The sequence below is a fragment of the Novosphingobium sp. SG919 genome (genome assembly GCF_012932495.1).
Taxonomy (GTDB): domain Bacteria; phylum Pseudomonadota; class Alphaproteobacteria; order Sphingomonadales; family Sphingomonadaceae; genus Novosphingobium; species Novosphingobium rhizosphaerae.
On sequence record NZ_JABCNG010000005.1, the window covers coordinates 384,667 to 402,123 of the forward strand.

15 protein-coding genes and 1 pseudogene are annotated in these 17,457 nt (G+C 63.5%); 2 read left to right on the forward strand and 14 right to left on the reverse strand.

Annotation, left to right across the window (positions count from 1 at the left end):
* Nucleotides 1–18 precede the first annotated feature (18 nt).
* Complete coding sequence (locus FHT19_RS19600; RefSeq protein WP_169476445.1) at nt 19–195, forward strand: DUF3606 domain-containing protein; 177 nt, start codon at nt 19–21, stop codon at nt 193–195.
* 77 nt (nt 196–272) lie between these two features.
* On the opposite strand, the gene FHT19_RS19605 is transcribed toward FHT19_RS19600, so the two are convergent.
* From FHT19_RS19605 to FHT19_RS19655, 11 genes are all read right to left on the reverse strand, one after another.
* Nucleotides 273–1,229, reverse strand: a complete 957-nt coding sequence (locus FHT19_RS19605; protein WP_169476537.1) for a hypothetical protein — start codon at nt 1,227–1,229, stop codon at nt 273–275.
* Between the two features lie 303 nt (nt 1,230–1,532).
* Entirely contained in the window at nt 1,533–2,027 is a 495-nt protein-coding gene (locus FHT19_RS19610) for a sigma factor-like helix-turn-helix DNA-binding protein (RefSeq protein ID WP_169476446.1), read from the reverse strand.
* 175 nt (nt 2,028–2,202) lie between these two features.
* On the reverse strand, nt 2,203–2,409 hold the full coding sequence (locus FHT19_RS19615; RefSeq protein ID WP_169476447.1) for a hypothetical protein: 207 nt from the start codon (nt 2,407–2,409) through the stop codon (nt 2,203–2,205).
* Nucleotides 2,410–2,561: 152 nt separating this feature from the next.
* Nucleotides 2,562–3,758, reverse strand: coding sequence for a DUF932 domain-containing protein (locus FHT19_RS19620; RefSeq protein ID WP_169476448.1), 1,197 nt, complete (start codon nt 3,756–3,758; stop codon nt 2,562–2,564).
* A gap of 171 nt (nt 3,759–3,929) precedes the next feature.
* On the reverse strand, nt 3,930–5,384 hold the full coding sequence (locus tag FHT19_RS19625) for an IS66 family transposase (protein WP_246866376.1): 1,455 nt from the start codon (nt 5,382–5,384) through the stop codon (nt 3,930–3,932).
* 115 nt (nt 5,385–5,499) lie between these two features.
* Nucleotides 5,500–5,856, reverse strand: a complete 357-nt coding sequence (tnpB, locus tag FHT19_RS19630) for an IS66 family insertion sequence element accessory protein TnpB (protein ID WP_168558150.1) — start codon at nt 5,854–5,856, stop codon at nt 5,500–5,502.
* The gene (locus tag FHT19_RS19635; RefSeq protein ID WP_169476449.1) at nt 5,853–6,299 is read right to left on the reverse strand and encodes a transposase; all 447 of its coding nucleotides are present in this window, start codon (nt 6,297–6,299) and stop codon (nt 5,853–5,855) included. Before FHT19_RS19635 ends, tnpB begins: the two co-directional genes overlap by 4 nt.
* Before the next feature lie 290 nt (nt 6,300–6,589).
* Complete coding sequence (locus FHT19_RS19640) at nt 6,590–7,765, reverse strand: patatin-like phospholipase family protein (protein ID WP_169476450.1); 1,176 nt, start codon at nt 7,763–7,765, stop codon at nt 6,590–6,592.
* Entirely contained in the window at nt 7,765–9,099 is a 1,335-nt protein-coding gene (locus FHT19_RS19645) for a hypothetical protein (RefSeq protein WP_211184963.1), read from the reverse strand. The genes FHT19_RS19640 and FHT19_RS19645 overlap by 1 nt, the downstream gene beginning before the upstream one ends.
* A gap of 2 nt (nt 9,100–9,101) precedes the next feature.
* Complete coding sequence (locus FHT19_RS19650; protein ID WP_169476451.1) at nt 9,102–10,874, reverse strand: peptidase M4; 1,773 nt, start codon at nt 10,872–10,874, stop codon at nt 9,102–9,104.
* A gap of 294 nt (nt 10,875–11,168) precedes the next feature.
* Nucleotides 11,169–11,873, reverse strand: coding sequence for a hypothetical protein (locus tag FHT19_RS19655; RefSeq protein ID WP_169476452.1), 705 nt, complete (start codon nt 11,871–11,873; stop codon nt 11,169–11,171).
* Nucleotides 11,874–12,039: 166 nt separating this feature from the next.
* Here FHT19_RS19655 and FHT19_RS19660 point away from each other — a divergent pair, with 166 nt between their 5' ends.
* Nucleotides 12,040–12,879 (forward strand): MucR family transcriptional regulator, encoded by an 840-nt coding sequence (locus tag FHT19_RS19660; RefSeq protein WP_169476453.1) that lies wholly within the window; start codon nt 12,040–12,042, stop codon nt 12,877–12,879.
* A 69-nt stretch (nt 12,880–12,948) separates the two neighbouring features.
* Here the strand turns inward: FHT19_RS19660 and FHT19_RS19665 are convergent.
* The 3 genes and pseudogenes from FHT19_RS19665 to FHT19_RS19675 all read right to left on the reverse strand — a co-directional run.
* Nucleotides 12,949–15,462: pseudogene (locus FHT19_RS19665) on the reverse strand (strawberry notch C-terminal domain-containing protein); the annotation flags it as partial.
* Nucleotides 15,459–16,247 carry a ParB N-terminal domain-containing protein gene (locus tag FHT19_RS19670; RefSeq protein WP_348981804.1) on the reverse strand — a complete coding sequence of 263 codons (789 nt, stop codon included), beginning with the start codon at nt 16,245–16,247 and terminating at the stop codon, nt 15,459–15,461. The pseudogene FHT19_RS19665 and the gene FHT19_RS19670, both read right to left, overlap by 4 nt.
* Nucleotides 16,248–16,280: 33 nt before the next feature.
* Nucleotides 16,281–17,219, reverse strand: coding sequence for a toprim domain-containing protein (locus FHT19_RS19675; RefSeq protein ID WP_169476454.1), 939 nt, complete (start codon nt 17,217–17,219; stop codon nt 16,281–16,283).
* Nucleotides 17,220–17,457: the final 238 nt, after the last annotated feature.

The following is a 17,457-nucleotide window of genomic DNA, read 5'->3' on the forward strand; positions in this document are numbered from 1 at the left end:
GTTACCAGGAGAGTTTCGATGGCGGACGACAAGACGTTGCGCGGCCCACGGGACCGGTCGCGGATCGCACTCGGCGAAGAGTATGAGGTGCGCTACTGGACCGAGAAATTCGGGGTCAGCAGGGACCAGCTTGCCGAGGCGGTGAAGGCGGTCGGCAATAGCGTGGATGCCGTCGAGCAACACCTGAAGGGTTGATCCTCGATCGCGTCTGTTTGCTGCCGAACGTCTGCTGGTGGAGCCATAAGATTGCCAGGGGGCGTAGGCAGCAACGGTCAAGCCGCGAGCCGGTCGACCTCTGCATTGAAGCGGTCGATCCAGTCGCGAGCGGTCGGCCTTTCGCTCAATGGAACAGTCGAGGCGGCGCGCTGAAAATCGATAAGATCAACCGGCGCCCCGGCGATAATGGCATCGATTTCCACTGCCGGCAGGAGGGCTCGATCGCGGATGAACCTGGTCATCGACCCGGGCCGCTCGCGCGTCGACGTGCGCCACAGACCCTCGACAGTGACCAGGCGCGGCGCCGCCCGGGCCTCGACCAGCACGATCAGCCGCAGACACCAGCGCGGAAGCGTCATCAGCTCGCTGGTCTTCTGAGCAAGACAGAGCCAGCATGCGGACTTGATCGGAACAGGCAGACCCTCCGCGCGGATGCGAGCGGTACAGGCATCGCGGTCCCAGCCCCATTCGCGCAAGGGATAGTGATAGTCATAGAGATCGCTGACATGCCCCTCACGATGGGCGTAGCGACGACTGTCGGCGGGTGAGCTATCATAGCCGATCAGCTTCACAACCTTGCCGCCGCAAGCCCATCTTTGCTGGGCCGGAGACCAACCGGCGACCCACTGATCCTGCGGCTGAATTTTCCATTTGGCCGAGCAGGAATGGCGCCCGAAACTGATCGACGGCAGAGTCGCGTTGGTGAGACAATTCTCGAGCAGCGTAAAATATGGCGGCCAGTGCTTGAAACGCTTGGGCACATAGCGAACGACATGGTGTTCGATGTGATGACGGTCCATCCAGCGCTGGAAGATCGGCAGGTAGGCGTAGGTTTCTTCCCGCTCGACGCCCGTGTCGGCGGTCAGAACGACTGACAGTGGCAGGCCACGCGTAACCCATTCGACGATCATCGCCGTGCTGTCGACGCCCATGCCCCAGGCGGCCACCACCGGGACACCGTAAAGGGCCGCGTACCGCTGATCGTCGTTCAATGCGGCAAGCGCAGGATGCATCGGCGTGTCCATCTTAGTTCTCCCAATGGGCCCGCCCGTCGACGCGCCGCCTTAGAGGATGAGGGTCATCACGGATTGGTGGCGCTGCGGGGCACTGGTGGAGACTCGGAAAGGTTGAAACGAGTCACCGGTACGCAGCACGAATTGCGGCCGTCCGGTCTCGCGCTTCCTTTGTACGGCCACCGCATAAGCGTGATCGTAAGAGGCCAGCCTCGCGCGTTTGGACGACCCGGGCGTTGGAAGGACGCTCATCATGACTGATGCTCCTCGGGAATGTTGGTGACGGGAAAGGCTAAGGCGAGGTCACGCCCCATCGAGCGCGCGACCAATCGCCAGTATCGCATCGGCGAGATGCTGCTCGACGTCGCGGGTGTTGATGCCCAAGCGTGAAGCGATCGCGCTTAGATCCTGCCGGTCGCGCTGGTGGCCCAACAGTACGTCGCGGGTCGTCTCGGGCAACGCCGCGATCGCCTTGGCGTATCGTTCGGCTTGTGACGCGGGAGTATCGCCGATGCTGGCAGAGTTCACGCGCACCCAGGCACGCACCCAATAGCCCTCCTCATCATGTTCGACAGCCAGCGCGTTCGCGTCCACGCGCAAGAGATTGGCCGCTTCCCAGCGCTCGCGGGCGGCGGCAACGACGGCCAGGGCAGGCTTGTCGCGTGCAAGAAGGGCGTCGATCCGTGACGCCAGTTCGTAGCTATTGCGGCTGCGATCTCGCCGCAGGCTGAAACGTGGGCGATCGTTGAAGAAGTCGAGCGCCTCTCTAAGGAGCGCGCGGGCATCATGGTCGGGCATAACGATAATCTCCGTTGCGCCGGTTCGGAACCGGCACTCTCGTCGCGCCCCTCCCCTCGCCGATTTTGCGCCTCAGGCGGCCCAGGGCGCTGTTGCGCTGTGATGACGTCGGGATACGCTGCTCGAGAGTGGGCTTCTCCCGTGGCCAGGAAGCCGGCGGGAGAAACCGGCCCAGTTAACGAGCGACCACCCGACGCGTGAGATCGGGGATGCGGACGTTGTCGTAGGGACTGGAGACCGACATCTCGAGCGCGTCACGCTGGGCGCGATACCAGTCACTGGCTTCGACCTTGTAGGTCTCGGTCGCATAAGGTTCGCCGCCGCTCGAAAATTCGACGTCGACGGTGAAGCTATGCAGTTCGGTCTGGGCGGATGCGTGCATGATCTGATCCTTTCGAAACGAAAAGGGCGGCTCCGACCTGGGTCGAAGCCGCCTGGCGGTTGTTGGGATTGGGGATCCGGACGATGTCCGGCGTGACGGCGAACACGCGCGACGCGGAGGAGCGGAACGGAGTGTCCTTCCAGAGGTGGGCCTTAGTTGGCTTTGGCGAACAGCTTGCGCGCCTTGCTTTCGATCTCGAGCCGGGTGTCCTGATTGGACTTCGCGCGGGCATGCGCGGTGATACCCTGCACGAAGTCGAACAGGCTCGCGGGCGGATGCCCCTCCTCAGCGATCACCGACTGGATGATCTTGGCAGTGTCGGGCTTCGAGAAGCCGTTCTTGCGCAGGAAGGTCTCGCGGTCTTCATCGGTGCGCGCGACGATGCGACCGCGTGCTGTCTTGATGCCTTCGATGAAGCTCATGGCCGAGCTGTCGGCGAAGGTTTCGAGGGCCGGTGCTGCTTCATGGGCGAAGCGGTTGGCCGCGAACTTGGAATGCCGGATCGAGATCTCCTCGAAATTTTCAACACCCCACAGGTTGCGATTCATACACACGGCACGGAGGTAAAACGTCGCAATTCCCAATGCCTTGGAGCCGACTTCTGAGTTCCAACAGTAAAAGCCTCTGAAGAAGAGATCGGGCTCACCATTGGGCAATTTGCCGGCTTCGATCGGATGCGTGTCGTCGACCAGAAACAGGAAGACATCGCGATCCGACGCATAGAGTGTGGTCGTCTCGCGGGTGACGTCGACATAGGGGTTGTACCGCATGGAGCCCCAGTCGAGCACACCAGGCACCTTCCAGCGCGTGTCCGAAACGCCATTACCGGCGATCTTCATTACGGCCGCGACCAGTTCGTGGTCCCAGATGCGGCCATAGTCGGGGCCGGTGACGGCGCGCAGTTCGGCGCGGCCCTCATGGGTCTTGAGCAGCTTCACCTGTTCGCCGCGGTGGCTGAGCAGGCCGTGCTGGAGATTGATCCCGGCAAGCGCGGCGGGGAGATTGCGAAGATAGGAGGCGGGCGCGCCGACAAGGCTGGAGAGCTGACCGAAGGACCAGTTGGTCGGCGCGATCGGCTCCGCCTCTCCGGGAACGATCAGGCTGAGACGCTCGGCATTGTCCATGGTCGCCTCGACACGCACGTCGCGGCTTTCGACGATGCGGGTGCGAGCGCGATCGGCGCGGCGGCGGACGCTGTCGTAAAGCTCGTCGAGCGACAGGAACTTCTCGTCATCGGGGCGCGAAAACCATTCGGACGAGACGCGTCCGATGTTGCGACCGCGGGAGATATCGACCTTGTACGCGCCGGAAACTCGAGGCGCGCCAATCTGCTGGGCAAGCGTTGCCATGGAGGATCTCCTTGATGGAAAGGCCCGGTCCCTTTCGAACCGGCCACCCCATCCCCACCCCCTTCCCTCCACCGGCGCGATGACACGCTGGCAGATGCAATCAGCGCCCTCTGGCCGAGGCCAGCGCTTTCCGATGATGCTGGCGCGGCAGCGCGGGGGTAAGCGATGTGCTCAGGCCACGGCGGTCCAGGGCATGAGCTCTCCGACGGCGTTGGCTGGATGTCCGTTGGCGAGTTTGGCGAGGGTCTCTGCCAACCAAGTGTGGGGGTTCACGCCCGAGATCTTGCAATTCTCTATGAGCGTGGCGATCACCGCCCAGTTGTCGCCGCCGTCATCCGAGCCAGCGAAGAGCGCGTTTTTGCGATTGAGGGCTAAGGGCCGGATTGATCGCTCTACGGTGTTGGAATCCAGCTCGACGCGGCCATCGTCGAGGAATAGCGACAGCCCAGTCCAACGGGTCAAGGCGTAGCGGATAGCGTCGGCGAGCTTGCTCTTGGCGCTAATCTGGCGGAGCCTCGCCTCGAGATAGAGGTGCAGGTCATCGACGATGGCGCGGGCCTGTTCGGCGCGCATGGCGCGGCGCTGTTCTGCCGACGTGCCGCGAACCTGGTCTTCGATGGCATAGAGCATGGCGATGCGGCGCAGCACCTCTGCCGCGACCGTGGAGTTCTCGGCCAGTTCGTAGAATTTGCGCCGAACGTGCGACCAGCAGAACGCCAGGCTGAGCTGCTGGCCACGCTTGGCCAGCGCGGGATAACCGCTGTAGCCATCGACCTGCAGGATGCCGGAATAGCTCCCCAGGTGCGACTGGGCGCGCTCGCTCTTGCGGTCAGGCGCGTAGACGTAAGCCACCAGTGGTGGATCATCGCCGCCCCATGGCCGGTCGTCGCAGGCATAGGCCCAGAGCTGCCCTGTCTTCGTTCGTCCGCGTCCGGGATCAAGTACGGGGGCGGTGGTCTCGTCGGCAAACAGACGCTGGGATCGTCGCAGCTCTTCGAGAATGCGATCTCGCAAGGGTCGCAGATACCACGCCGCCCGGCCAACCCAATCAGCCAAGGTCGAGCGGTCGAGCTGGACGCCTTGCCGCGCGTAGATCTGGGCCTGCCGGTAAAGCGGGACATGATCGGCATACTTGGTGACCAGCACATGCGCGATCAGCGCTTCGGTGGGAATGCCACCCTCAACGATCCGCGCTGGCGCCGGTGCTTGCACGACTGCGCCCTCGCAGGAGCGGCAACCATAGCGCGGGCGCCGTGTGACCAGTACGCGGAAGCTGGCCGGCACGACATCGAGACGCTCGGCCACGTCCTCGCCGATCTGGTGGAGCGCACCACCACAGCAAGGACAGGCCTTCGCTTCAACATCGACAACCTGTTCGATCCGCTCGAGATGTGCGGGTAACGCACCGCGGTTGGCCTTGCGCGGCCGCGCGCCTCCAGCCTTGACGATAGCCGCCTCGCGCGCGGCGCGCGCCTGGCCGAGTGCGGTCTCGACATCTTCGAGGCCGAACTCGAGTTGGTCGGGATCGAGCTGCTCAGACTTGCGCCCGAACCGGTGGCGCATGAACGCGTCGATGATCGACTGGAGCCGCTCGATCTCCGCATCGGCCTCGACCTTGGCGACCATCACGTCGGTCAGCTTGCGGGACTGCTCGAGCGCGAACGCGCGGAGTGCTTCGATGTCTTCGGGCAGATCTGCTTCCACCAACATGCAGGCAGTGAATCAGCGGAAGAACCCTGCGTCAACCGGCAATCTGCGGGGCGATGGGCTTGCGTCCACCGTGCACCCGGCGCCAATCCAGACCTTCGAGCAAAGCCCCCAATTGTGCGGAAGTCAGCCGCATCACGCCGTCCTGGATCGCCGGCCACTTGAAGCCGCCGGACTCCAGCTTCTTGGCCATCAGGCACAGCCCGGTGCCGTCCCACCAGACCAGTTTGACACGGTCTGACCGCTTGGCCCGGAACACGTAGATCACACCAGAAAAAGGATCGCCGCCATATTTAGCGCCCACCAGCGCGGCCAAAGCGTCGGGTCCCTTGCGGAAGTCTACCGGACGCGTTGCCACCATCACGCGCGCGCCAGGCCCAATCCCGATCATGGGCGGTCTTCAGCCTTGGCACCCCGCAGCGCATGTATGACAGCCACGGCCAGATCAGTTCGCACGGCCTGCCCGATCCGGACGAGGGCGCCGGCAATCTCGATCTCTACCATCCCATCGGCTGACGTACACGCTGGTGCCGGCGCCTTTTCCAGAACCGGTACGAACATGGGATCCGGGTGCGGCGGCAACTGGCGGGCCTCAACCGCATAACGCAATTCGCGCCGCCATGTGTAGAGGAGCGACGTGCTGACATCGCGCTCCCGCGAAAACGCGGCAATGTTGCCACTGCGCTCCATCTCCGCAACCAGCGCCAGCTTCTCTTCCAGCGTCCAGGTCCGGCGCCGGCCGGTCGTCCCCTTCAAAACTTCAAGACGCCGGACCGGCTTCAGAGCCGCTCCAGCATCCGTGTCCAGTGTGCTCGTTGGCGTTGCGTCATCCATCCATACACAACTGCAACACCCAAAAATCTGCGCAAGGTGGGGTCAAAACGGCGCTTACGCGCGGGGCACGGGCGGCCACGTTCGAGACGGCGCTGGGCGGGCCCTGTGGGCCCGATCACGAGAGGGAGGGCTGGGACATTCTGCGGAAGCGGGCGATGCCGCGAACGGGAGCTATCGCGAGACGCGCACAGCCATCGGCAGCGTTACGGCCGTACGGGGCGGCCGAGGAAATTGCAGCGCCCAGTCTCGCCGTGGATATCGTCGCGCAGAGCAGTCATCGCAGCGACGTGTCAGACACCGATCGGATATGGGAAGCCAGAGGGCGGAGGCAGGGCTGGATCGAGATAGCTGCGGATCGCCGCGTCGCACGAGGCGTAACCCCAATTGATCAGGCGCTCCTGGGTCGCGGCGTCGATTTTCGCGAGCCGGGTCGGCGTGATCGCGAGCTGGCTGGTCCTGGCGAAAGGGCACGCGAGCTTTTCTGGTGCGGGATAAACGGTCAGGTCCGATCGCGCGCTCCAATAGGCGCCCTTACGAAAATTTGGGGATGTTGGCGGCTCGGCGAAACTAGCCATCAACTGGCGGTTGCGAAGCGACCTTACCTGACTGTCCACGATGTCGGCCACGCGCATCGCGCCGCGGACCCAGTCCGTATGGGGTTTGCCATCGGGCGCAATCTTCATGCCTGCGTCGCTCACCAGCACCGTCCGATAGCGCTTCCAGATCGTCTCGAGTCCGAGATTATCATAGACGCCGCCATCGCTCAGGATCACCTCCTCGGTAAAAGGCGGATGCTGCAGCGTCGCTGACGTGTCCGGTCGGAACTTGGTCGGATCGACCTTGAGGTGCATGGGCGAGAGGATCGGCGGGAACGCCGAGGAGGCCGCGACCGCGATGGCCACCTGCAGATCGGGCCTGTCGATCAGGCCGGTTCGCCAGTCGCCCATATAGGGCTTGGAGAAGCGCCAAAGGGCCGCCGTCTGGAGGTTGGACGCGTTGATCACAAAGCGCGGACTATCGGGAAAATGCTGCAGCGTTGCCGTTCCAAACAGATGCTTGCGGTAGGCGCCAGCGACTTTGTCTGCGATCGAACCTGGCAGGACGATCCCGCGAAGCACCGCGCCGACATCGACGGTGCGGTCCGCGAAAGCACGTATCGGCTTAACGACATGTTCGACGAAGTCGCGCGGATCGGTCGCATTGAAAGAGAGCCTGGACCAGGCGAGCGCGAGCACGGCTGATGTAATCGAGCCGCCGGACACGCTCGATATGCGCGCAATGCCCGCAAGCGCATCGGCATCATAGAGCCGCCAGAGCGTGCCGAGATGGAAGAGCATCGCCCGGAAGCCGCCGCCGGACAGCGCGAGGCCGATCCCGTCGTCGGGCGGCCCGGGATGCGTGTCCGGCTCGTTGACCGGGACCGCCAGTCGAGCGGGTGCGCCAGAGGGAGGGGCTTCGTCGATCATCAGAGGTGATAGTCGATGAAGAGTTCGTGGGTCGGCATATCGAAGGCTGGGTCGAGGGGGTCGGGGAATGTGTCGGCCCCCGGCACCGGCGCCTGGTCACTGCGCGCGAGCTTGCCGCCGGTCTTCGCCTTGAGAGCGTCCATCAGCGGGACGCGCGGCACCTCGCTCTTGTTCTTCTCGCTCCCATAGGCGCCGACCGCGGTCGAACACATCGCCACGATCCCATCCCGCATCGCATCGAGCGCGTCGACCGGGGTTGCGTTCGTGCTGCCGTGGTGGCCGACCTTATAGAAATCGATCGATTTCAGGATCGCCTTGGCCTCTTCGGTCAATGCCGTATGCCCTGGCGCCCCGAACGCGCCGCCGAACAGCAGATTTTGCCAGTTGCCCCACTGGGCGTCGCCGGCAAACAGCAATTTCTTGCCGTTGAATTCGAAGAGCACCACGATGCTCTGATTGTTGATCGTGTTGTCGGCCTGCTGGGCGATTGCACGGATGACGTCCGGCTGCGCCTGCGCAATTTTTCGCGTCACATTCAACAGGCCATTCTGGCCCAGTATTTCGTCCCCGAATGCGCCGCCATCGGAATTGAATTGACCACCAAACAAGGGCGAGCTGTCGGTCTTTCCCGTGCTGGCATCGAGCTGGTCGAGATATTGGTGGTTCTTGCCGTCCATCTGGCTGACCAGCTTCGGATCGGTCGGTGGCCCGAGGATCTCCGCGCTGAGCTGCATCTTCGTCAGGACGTCAGGCAAAGGCGCGTCGTCGCCCGCCTTGAGATAGGCGACTTTGGAGGGTGTGTTGGCGAAACCCTTATGCAGAACCGAGAGCGCGAGGTCGTTTGACGATTGACCGGCGATGTCGAACCCGAGGATGTTGCCCGCCATGAGCGCAAAAGAGCTGTTGCCCGGGCTGGCGTTCGCCGAGAAGGCCATCTGCAGGCGCTGCGCCACCGCCGTGATCCCGGCCTGGATCTTCACAGCCTGCGCATTCGACGGATCTTCGAACCAGGGCATCCAGACCTGATCGACCTGAAACTCCTTGAAGGTCGCCGCGCATTTGGCGAAGCCAGAAATATGATCGGCGTGACGATGAGTCATGATGACCAGCGCGAGATGCCCCTTGGTGTCGACCTTGAGCTGCGCGACTGCATCGTCGATGCTGTTGGTCGGCTTGGCGTGGACGCCGCAGTCGATGAGAATGTGGGCTACCTCGTCGTCCTGCTTGAGGCTCAGGAGGAAGAAATCACCGAAGCCGACACGGTACATGCGAACACGGATGCCGGCAGCTCCGATGATCGGGCCGGCGTTTTCGACAGGTACAATGCCGGCCATCTTCAGGCTCCATGAACGAGGGCGAAGTCGATGCGATGGTCGCTCGTCATCATGCCGCCCGCTGCGAAGGCCGAGCGCTGGCATTCGAACCGCTCCTTGCTTCGCTTTCGCGGGATGACGTAGCGCACGCGCGGCTCACCGCGCTGCTCCCCTTCGAAGGGCGGGCTGGCGATCATGACAGTGACGCCGCCGCGCATCTCGAATTTGCCCAGCTCGGGGATGGCGGGATCGAACCACTCAGTCGTCGTCTGGATGAACTCGACGACCATATCGATCCGCAAGACCCCGTCCTCGCCCAGGCGGAACATCGGGTGAAAGGAGGGAGCAGCGATCCGGCCCTGTGTCGGATCGAAGCCGAGAAGGGCGGCGTTGTCCTTGGCGTATCTGCGCAGGATCGGCGCATTGATCGCCTTCTCCTGATCGGTCAGCCCATTGGGGTCGCCGAAAACCAGTCCGTTGACCGGGGGAAGCTCGCTGGGCGCGTCGGGCCAGCGGAGCGCCTCTTCCGAGAAATAGCCGGCGCCATCGGGCGTGATGCCGCGACGACGGAACGCCTGCATGATCGCTTCGCGGACACGGTGCGCATCGACCGGATAGAGGTCCGTGTCGGCGGTGATGACAGCGCGCAGGAAATCGCCGAACGTGATGTCGACGGGCGGGCAGTAATCGAGCGCCCGCGCGCAGATCTGAAAAAACATCTCGGCCGTCTTGCTCGCTCGTTCGGCCAGAAGCGTTGCCAGCGGCATAGGCAGGTCGACCGGGTTCGCCTGCCCCGATCCGGCGCGGTAAATCCGGAACAGGTCCGCGGTCCGCCGGATGTAGGTCGTAAAATAGGCGTCGAACATCGCGGCAACGAGGATCGAGCCGCGCGCATGCGGCTCGGTCAGTACGCGGATGTCATTGGGATCCGCCTTCTGGTCGATTGCGTCGCGCAGGCCGACGCCATGGCCTGAGACCATTCCGAATTGGCGGGCGAGGAAAACCAGCGGGTTGTCCGACGCCAACTGCCCCCCGATCGGCGAATTCTCCGTGCCGTCCGACGCCTCGGCCCGCAGGCTCGGACCATAGAGCCTGCCGCCGGTCCGCTGCAGTGCCTCGATCAGCGCTTCCTGATGCGAAAAATGACGGAAAAGCGCGGCAAGGTCGGCAAATGCCTCGTGGAAGGCGGCGACATCGATGTTGGTCGGCTCGGTGAAATATTGACGGATGCCGTCGATGACCGCGTGGGTCACCTCATGCGCGATGATATCGTGCGACAGGCAGGTGAAGATCGTCTGGCCCGGGAGCACATCACCCTGCGTATCTTGGCTTGCCTGAAAATAGCCGAACAGGATGCCGCCGGCGTCGCGACTGTAAAAGGCGTTCGCCTGCTTGAGCGCGTGGGGAAAGAGTTTGAGCGGCGCGGTCCGGCTCTTGGCGTGCCGCCAGCGGATGCGCCGGCCCAGGGCGACTTCGAAGCGTTCGAGCGTTTCGGAGGCGACCGCATAGACCATCTGCTGGTGAAAGCGCGGGTCGGATTCCGTTGGATCGAGGCCGCCGCGAAGCAGGATTGCGGGATGATCGAGATCGACCGCCTCATAAAACATCTTGGCGTTGCCATCATAATCGACAACCGCGAACCGTGCCCCGACCGGCCCCGGCTTCAACGGCTCATAGCGTACATCGAGCGTCAGATGATTGCCGAGCATGCGGCCCAAGCTCGGATCGAAGGCATAGACCTTCAGCGGGCGACGACCCGGGAAAGGTATAGTATTCTGCGAGTTGCTTGTCGCCATGCCGGTTGTCTCTTGGCAGAGGGGTCGCGGTCGCTAATACTTCGATGGATTGTGCTTTGCTGTATGCCACGATGAAAATTGTACCGCCAGTGTATCGACAGGATAATTTCATCCGTAGTTGGTGACATCAAAGTTGCCCATCCGAGAGAGCTGACGGCCTGAAGATTGCTCGGTTATGTACCCCCGTTGAAGTCACCAATGGGTGGGTGGGGCGCGGAGACGCAGCGCGTGACCGCTTTCGATCGTATGGTGGCTTGTTGCACACGGCGCGCCCGCGAGGATGTATGCCATCGATCAGACTGCCTGATGCCGCAACCATTCATAGAGCAGATGCGCGCCAGGATCATATTCGGAACCGATGGATATGCGGACGAACTTTCCGTCACAGGCGAAGGCGGAGGCGCGCGGGAAGGTGAGATAGGAGCGCCCCTCAAGGATCATGTCACCAGAACGGACCTGCGCGATCGCCCTTGTCGTCCCGAGCGCACGATGTCCTGCGGGCGCGTCGATCAGCTTCAGCCTGTCACCCGCCCTGACCTGCTTCTTGAAGGCCGCGAGCGTCACCTTCGCCTGGACCGGGTTTTTCGCGCCGCAGCGGGCGGCCTGCGCCGCCCAATAGGCCTGGCTGATGCATGCTTCGCAGTAGAACGAACAGGTGTGGAAGTCCTGCAGCAGATTGGACCGCGTGAAGCCGAAACGTTCCATCTGGTCGCGCACCTCCACGAAGAAGCTATTTTGCGCGTCGCGTGGGGTGAGATCGGTTGGTGTATCGAGGATCTCGGCGGTGATCTTTCGGCCGCCGGCAAACTTTTCAGTCCTGATCGCAAAGCTCGTCGCGGGAAACTTCGCTTTCAGATGACCTTCGATGCGGGCCGCCAGCGTGGCGAGGTTGTCGCCGGCACGATAGAGATCACCCTGATAGTGAAAGTTACCGCGTTCGTCATGGTTGGTCTGGCTGTACAAGCGCGCAGACGCGCCCGGTGCGGAATAATCGGTCATGGATTTCCTCCAAGGAATAGCGCGTGGCACGATTGCCGCGGCATCCTTGGAAGCCCCCCTCCCCTCCTTTTTGACTCGGACCTGAAATGAAGGCACGAGTTCATTTACGCTTACGCAAGTGAGCCTGCTCCAAGACCAGAAGTTCCAGCCAGAAGAAGGATATTGCATGGCCGAGTCCGAAGATGCGGGCGTCATGTCATTGACCGTGACGTTGCTCAGTGCCTATTTCGCGAACAATACCGTACCGAGCAGCGAGTTGCCGGCCCTCGTCGAGGGAACGCGGCGGGCTCTGCTCGGCGATGCGCCGACGCCGGCGGCGGGAGTTTCGGCCGCAGAACCTTCTTCGACCGCGCCGGCACCAGAGGCCGAGCCCGTCGCTCCTGAAACGCCGGCAGCGGCGCAGGAATATAAGCCGGCGGTTTCGATTGAGGAAAGTCTGGCATCGCCCGATCAGATCCTGAGCTTGATCGATGGCAAGCCCTACAAGGCTCTCAAGCGACATCTCTCGACGCACGGGCTGACTCCCGCCGATTATCGCGCCCGATACGGTCTGCCGGCCGATTATCCTCTGGTGGCGCCAAGCTATTCAGCGGCACGCCGCGAGGTTGCGCAGAAGTTCGGCCTCGGTGGCAAGCGCAAGAGCGCTCCGGCGCCGGTGGCTGAGGAAGTACCGGCGACACCGATCACCGAGACGGCCAAGCCGGTTGATGCTACAGCAACACCGATCAAGCCCGCGCCGGCCCGTCGTTCTCGCACGAAAGCAGTGATCGCCGAGCCGAAGCCCGCAGCCAAGGCATCGAAGAGCACGACTCCCAAGGCTGCGAAAGCGACCAAGACCACCAAGACTGCGAAGCCGGCCAAAGCACCGAAGGCCGCTGTCGGAAAAGCTCCCGCGGCGAGTGCCGATGCTACCGCGAAGCCCAAGCGGAGCAGAGCACCGAAAGGTGCCGCCCAGACCTCGGCTCCAGCCGAGGTTGCGTCGGAAGCGGGAGCGCCTGCCGAATGATGAGGTGGCCCGGGGCTCCGAAAGCCCCGGACCGCTCTCCATTTCTGTCGCGCCAAGGGGCTGCGCGGATCAAATCCGCGTCATCGCGACAATTGCGTCGACCACCTCGTTCGAGCGGTCCAGTGGCACGAATAGCCGGGTCCTATACTGAATGACCTCGCTGAACACGCCGCGTGCCTTCAGTCGCTCGCGATCTTCAGGCCGATAGTTGCGGATTTCGAGACGACGGGTGCCGTTGACCAGCGCCGTCGCCAGCATCGCGCCACCAAGGCCGGGTATGGCGATGCCGGATCCCGTCTGTGCGGCCGCTATCATTTCAGTGGCCGTAAGGTCGACCGTCCCATCGAGACCGAACGCCGACTGCAAGTCCGCCATGGCCTCTGCCGGGATCAACCGGCCGAGGATCGAGGTACCCTCGCCGTCATCGATCCGCCAGACGCGAACGTCGTCCTGCGGAAGCCGGTGCCAGACGGGCAGCAGAAGGCCGGTCGCGACATTGACGATCTCGATCTCGACCTTCGCTTCGGCCTCGCTCGCCTCTGTTTCCCAGAGCTTTTGAAATTGATCGCGGTCGATGTCCTTCCAAAGGCTCGCCCACATCGCGATCTCCTGCATGCGGGTTGCGCCGGTGGGGCGCACAAGCTGGCACATCGAGATGATCCGGCCTTCCTCGTCGGTGATCGACCAGGACGGTACCTTGAGCGCCACGCGCTTCGACCGGCTGTCGTAGAGATAGGCGATCTCGCTCGTGCCCTCCCAGATCTGCATCAGCCGCTTCCAGTGCATGACGCGAGGACGCAGATGGAGTTCGAGCCTGAGCAGTTTCGTCTCGGCGCCAGTCACCGGGTCGGTGCGAAGCGTCTGTTCGGATCGTACGATAACCTGTTCGGCGCGGATCGTCTCCACGCCCACATCGAGCGTTCCGGCTTCGCGCGCGGCGTCGACGCGTGCCTGGATGAGACCCATATATTCGTCGAAGATCGCGTTCTGCGTGGCGATCCGCAGCGCCAGAATCCGATTGAGCCAACGCTGGATCGGCGGGAGCTTGTCGAGCAGCGTGCCGTCGTCGTCGATGAGCTTGAGCCCGGTCATCGACTGGAAGTCGGCCAGCGTGACGCTCGCAAGCTTCTTACCATGCAACAGGTGGTACCATTGCGTCAGCGCCTCGCGCGCATAGTCGCTCTCCAGATTGTCCGCCGGATCGAACATGTTCTGGCCGCCGGTCTGGCGCTGGCCGCGCGTCAAGGCGCCGAGGCTGTCGAGCCGGCGGGCGATCGTCGAGATGAAGCGGCGCTCGCCCTTGCAGTCCGTTGTCACGGGGCGGAACACCGGCGGCGCGCTCTGGTTGGTGCGATGCGTGCGCCCCAGGCCCTGGATCGCGACATCGGCGCGCCAGCCCGGCTCCAGCAGGAAGTGGATGCGTCGCTTGTCAGCCGTCCGACACCCGAGGTCGGCGTGATAGGATCGTCCGGTGCCGCCCGCGTCCGAGAAGACCAGGATCGGCTTTTGCCCATCCATGAAGGCCTGTGTCTCGGCGAGGTTGGCGCGTGCCCCACGATGTTCGAGCTTCTGGCAACCATCATTGCCGATGACGATGCGGCGCGAGCGCCCGGTCACTTCGGCGACCTTTGCCGTGCCGAAATGAGCGATCAGCGCATCGAGGGCAGCAGGAACCGGCGGCATCGCGCAGAGCTCCTCGATCAAAGCGTCGCGCCTGGCGATGGCTTCGGCGCACTGGACCATGTTTCCGTCCTCGTCGCGCATGGGCTCCGACCGAAGGGATCCGTCGCTGGTCGCGAACACACGCATCTGCTGGGTCGGGAAGGCGCTCTTGAGGTAATCGATCATCGTGGCGCGGGGAGAAAGCTCCAAATCCAGATGCGCCCGTTCTTCGGGCGAAAGTTCGGCGAGGCGCCGATCGAGGATCGCTTCGGATGTGCTGACGAGCTGCACCACCGCGACATTGCCGGCGGCGATTTCGGTCTCGATGGCCTGGAAGAAGGTCGGCATCTTCATCGAGATCAGGAGGGCGGACCAGAAGCGCTGCTTGGAGCTCTCGAACCGGCTGAGCGCCGAGCCCTTGGCCATGGCATTGAGCGTGCGGCCGGATGCGGGATCGACGATATTGGCGGCCTCAAGCGCGGCGGCGACGCCCGCATGGATCACGGCCCATGCATCGGCATAGGCATCGTAGATCGCTATCTGGTCGGGAGTGAGCTTATGCTCGAGCGGGTCATATTCGACGCCGGCGAAGCTGAGGGCGCGAGCGGTATAGAGGCCCATCGCCTTGGTATCGCGCGCCACGATCTCCATCGCGGCGATGCCGCCTTCCTCCATTGCGGCGAGGAATGCGTCGCGGTCCTGAAACGCGGTGCCCGGACCCCACAGGCCTAGCCGCGCCGTATAGCTCAGGTTTTCGGGCTTGGTGGCGCCCGTTGCCGAGACATAGATCACCCGGGCGCGCGGCAATGCGTTCTGCAGGCGGACACCGGCCAGTCCCTGCTCGGAGCCTTTTGCCACGCCGAATTCGGTCTCGGTGCCCGCGGCGTTGCCGAGCGCATGGGACTCATCGAGCAGGATCACGCGACAGCGAGCTTGTCGGCGACAAGACGATTGAGGAGGTGACCGTCGATCCAGCGCTCGGTGGCCGAGTCGGAGAAGAGATCGAGATCGACCCGGCCGCCAGCCTCGATATAAGCGTCGCGTCCGACCAGCAGCGCCTTGGGATCGCTGCCGACATAGGTGTCCTCGGCGAGCTGCCGTTTGATCTCGTTGACGTTGGTCCGATAATAGCCGTCCTTAAGCAGTTCGAAGACCTCCGCCTGCCGGGTCCGGTCGCTGTTGCTGGCATAGGCCACGGCCACGTTCAGCGTGATCTCGCCGTTGCGCAGCGCCTCGAAGATCGGATCGGCGAGGTCAGCGAGGCGAAGCCGGCTGCGAACGAAACGCTCGGTGAGACCGAAGCGCTTGGCCACGTCCTCGGGCGTCTTGCCTTCGCTGTCGATGATGTCCTGAAAAGCCCGGCAAGTGTCGGCCGGGTTCATCGCAAGGTGGAAAAAATTCTCCGCAAAACTGGTTTCGATCGCGTCCTTGGCGTTGCCGAGAACCAGCACCGCGAGCTGATAGTCAGCGGCGAAGACGCCTTTCTCGATCAGACGGTGGACAGCATCGAGCCGGCGGCCGCCCGCGATAATGCGGTAATGCCCTTTCTTGCGCGAAACCGGCACGCCGATCAGATTCTGATGCACGCCCTTGACGGCGATGTTCGCCTCGAGCTGGGCGTCAGCAACGGGATCGCTGGTGGTGCGCACGTTGCTCGGCGACTTGGCGAGGTTCGCCGCGGGCACGAGGATAGGAAGTTGGGTCATGGGGATAGTCTCCTGGCGGGAACAGCCTGACCATCAGGCCACTTGCCGCCACCACTCCCCCACTCCCTCCCCTCCAAGCCGGAGCACGTCGTTCCAGTCCTTGAATCCCGGTGGCGGAAATTCGACATCGATGGTCCGACCGGCGATCGCATAGGCGTCCATCGCATGGGCCACGCCGATCTCGCCGGCGACGTCGTTGTCGGGGAAGAGGACGAGCCGGCTCACGCGACGGGGAAGCGCGATCTGGTGCAGACGCTCGCTCCCAAGCGTCGCCCAGACGGGAATGCCGAAGAGGATCATCGCCGAGAGTGCAGTCTCGACGCCCTCGGCGAGGCCCAGGACGGACGTTGCCGCCGCAAGCATGACGGCGGCGCGGTCGGGTCGGCCAAGCGTCATTCGTGGATCGGCGAGATCCCGGGCGCGCCGCGCATCGTCCCGATCGAAGAAGGTGCGCTGTATCGCTATGAAGCGCCCCTCATCATGCATGCCTCCATCGTGAAGCGCCGCGATCATGGCCGGTCTGAAGTCGACGTCGTCGCCGCTGCCGAGCGGTGTCCTGGGATGAAAGCGCAGAACGCGCGGAAGCACAGCGATACGCCGACGCCGCAGATAGATCTCGGCGGGTGTACCGGTGATCGGCTTCGCCTCATCCCAGATGCGCAAGGCCTGTTGGCGGCGCCAACTGTCGGTCGGCACCCCGCAGGACGGCACGGACGCTTGCTCGACGCTCTGCAGCGCTTTCTCGTCGAAACGGAGGATCTCGTGGATGACGTCGCGGTTGTCGCAGCCAGCAAAGCATTTGAAGACCAGTGCGTGGTCGCCGACGCGAACCGAAAGGCTCGGGCTTCGATCCGGATGAGCTGGGCAAAGGCACATGGCGCCACCCGGCTTCCAGACGCCTCCCAGGCGCTTGACGATACCCGAGCCGATCGCCTCGAGCTCCGGATTATATCTGCTGGCGAGTTTGGCCATGGAAGTGCTCCAAAACCTGCTTTGCCCGCACGTCGCGTTATTGGCGCGAGAAGCGCCCAACCACGAAGGAGGCAAGCATTGCGAGGGCGATCCGCTGATTGCCCAACCAGGTTCCGCCCACTCCCCTCCCTCGACTGGTGACGGCCGCCTCCCAGCAAGTTTATGCCGCCGACTAACGGACATCTTCACGCAAGCGCGCCATTTAGACGACAATTGACGGGCCCTCAGTCAGCCAATG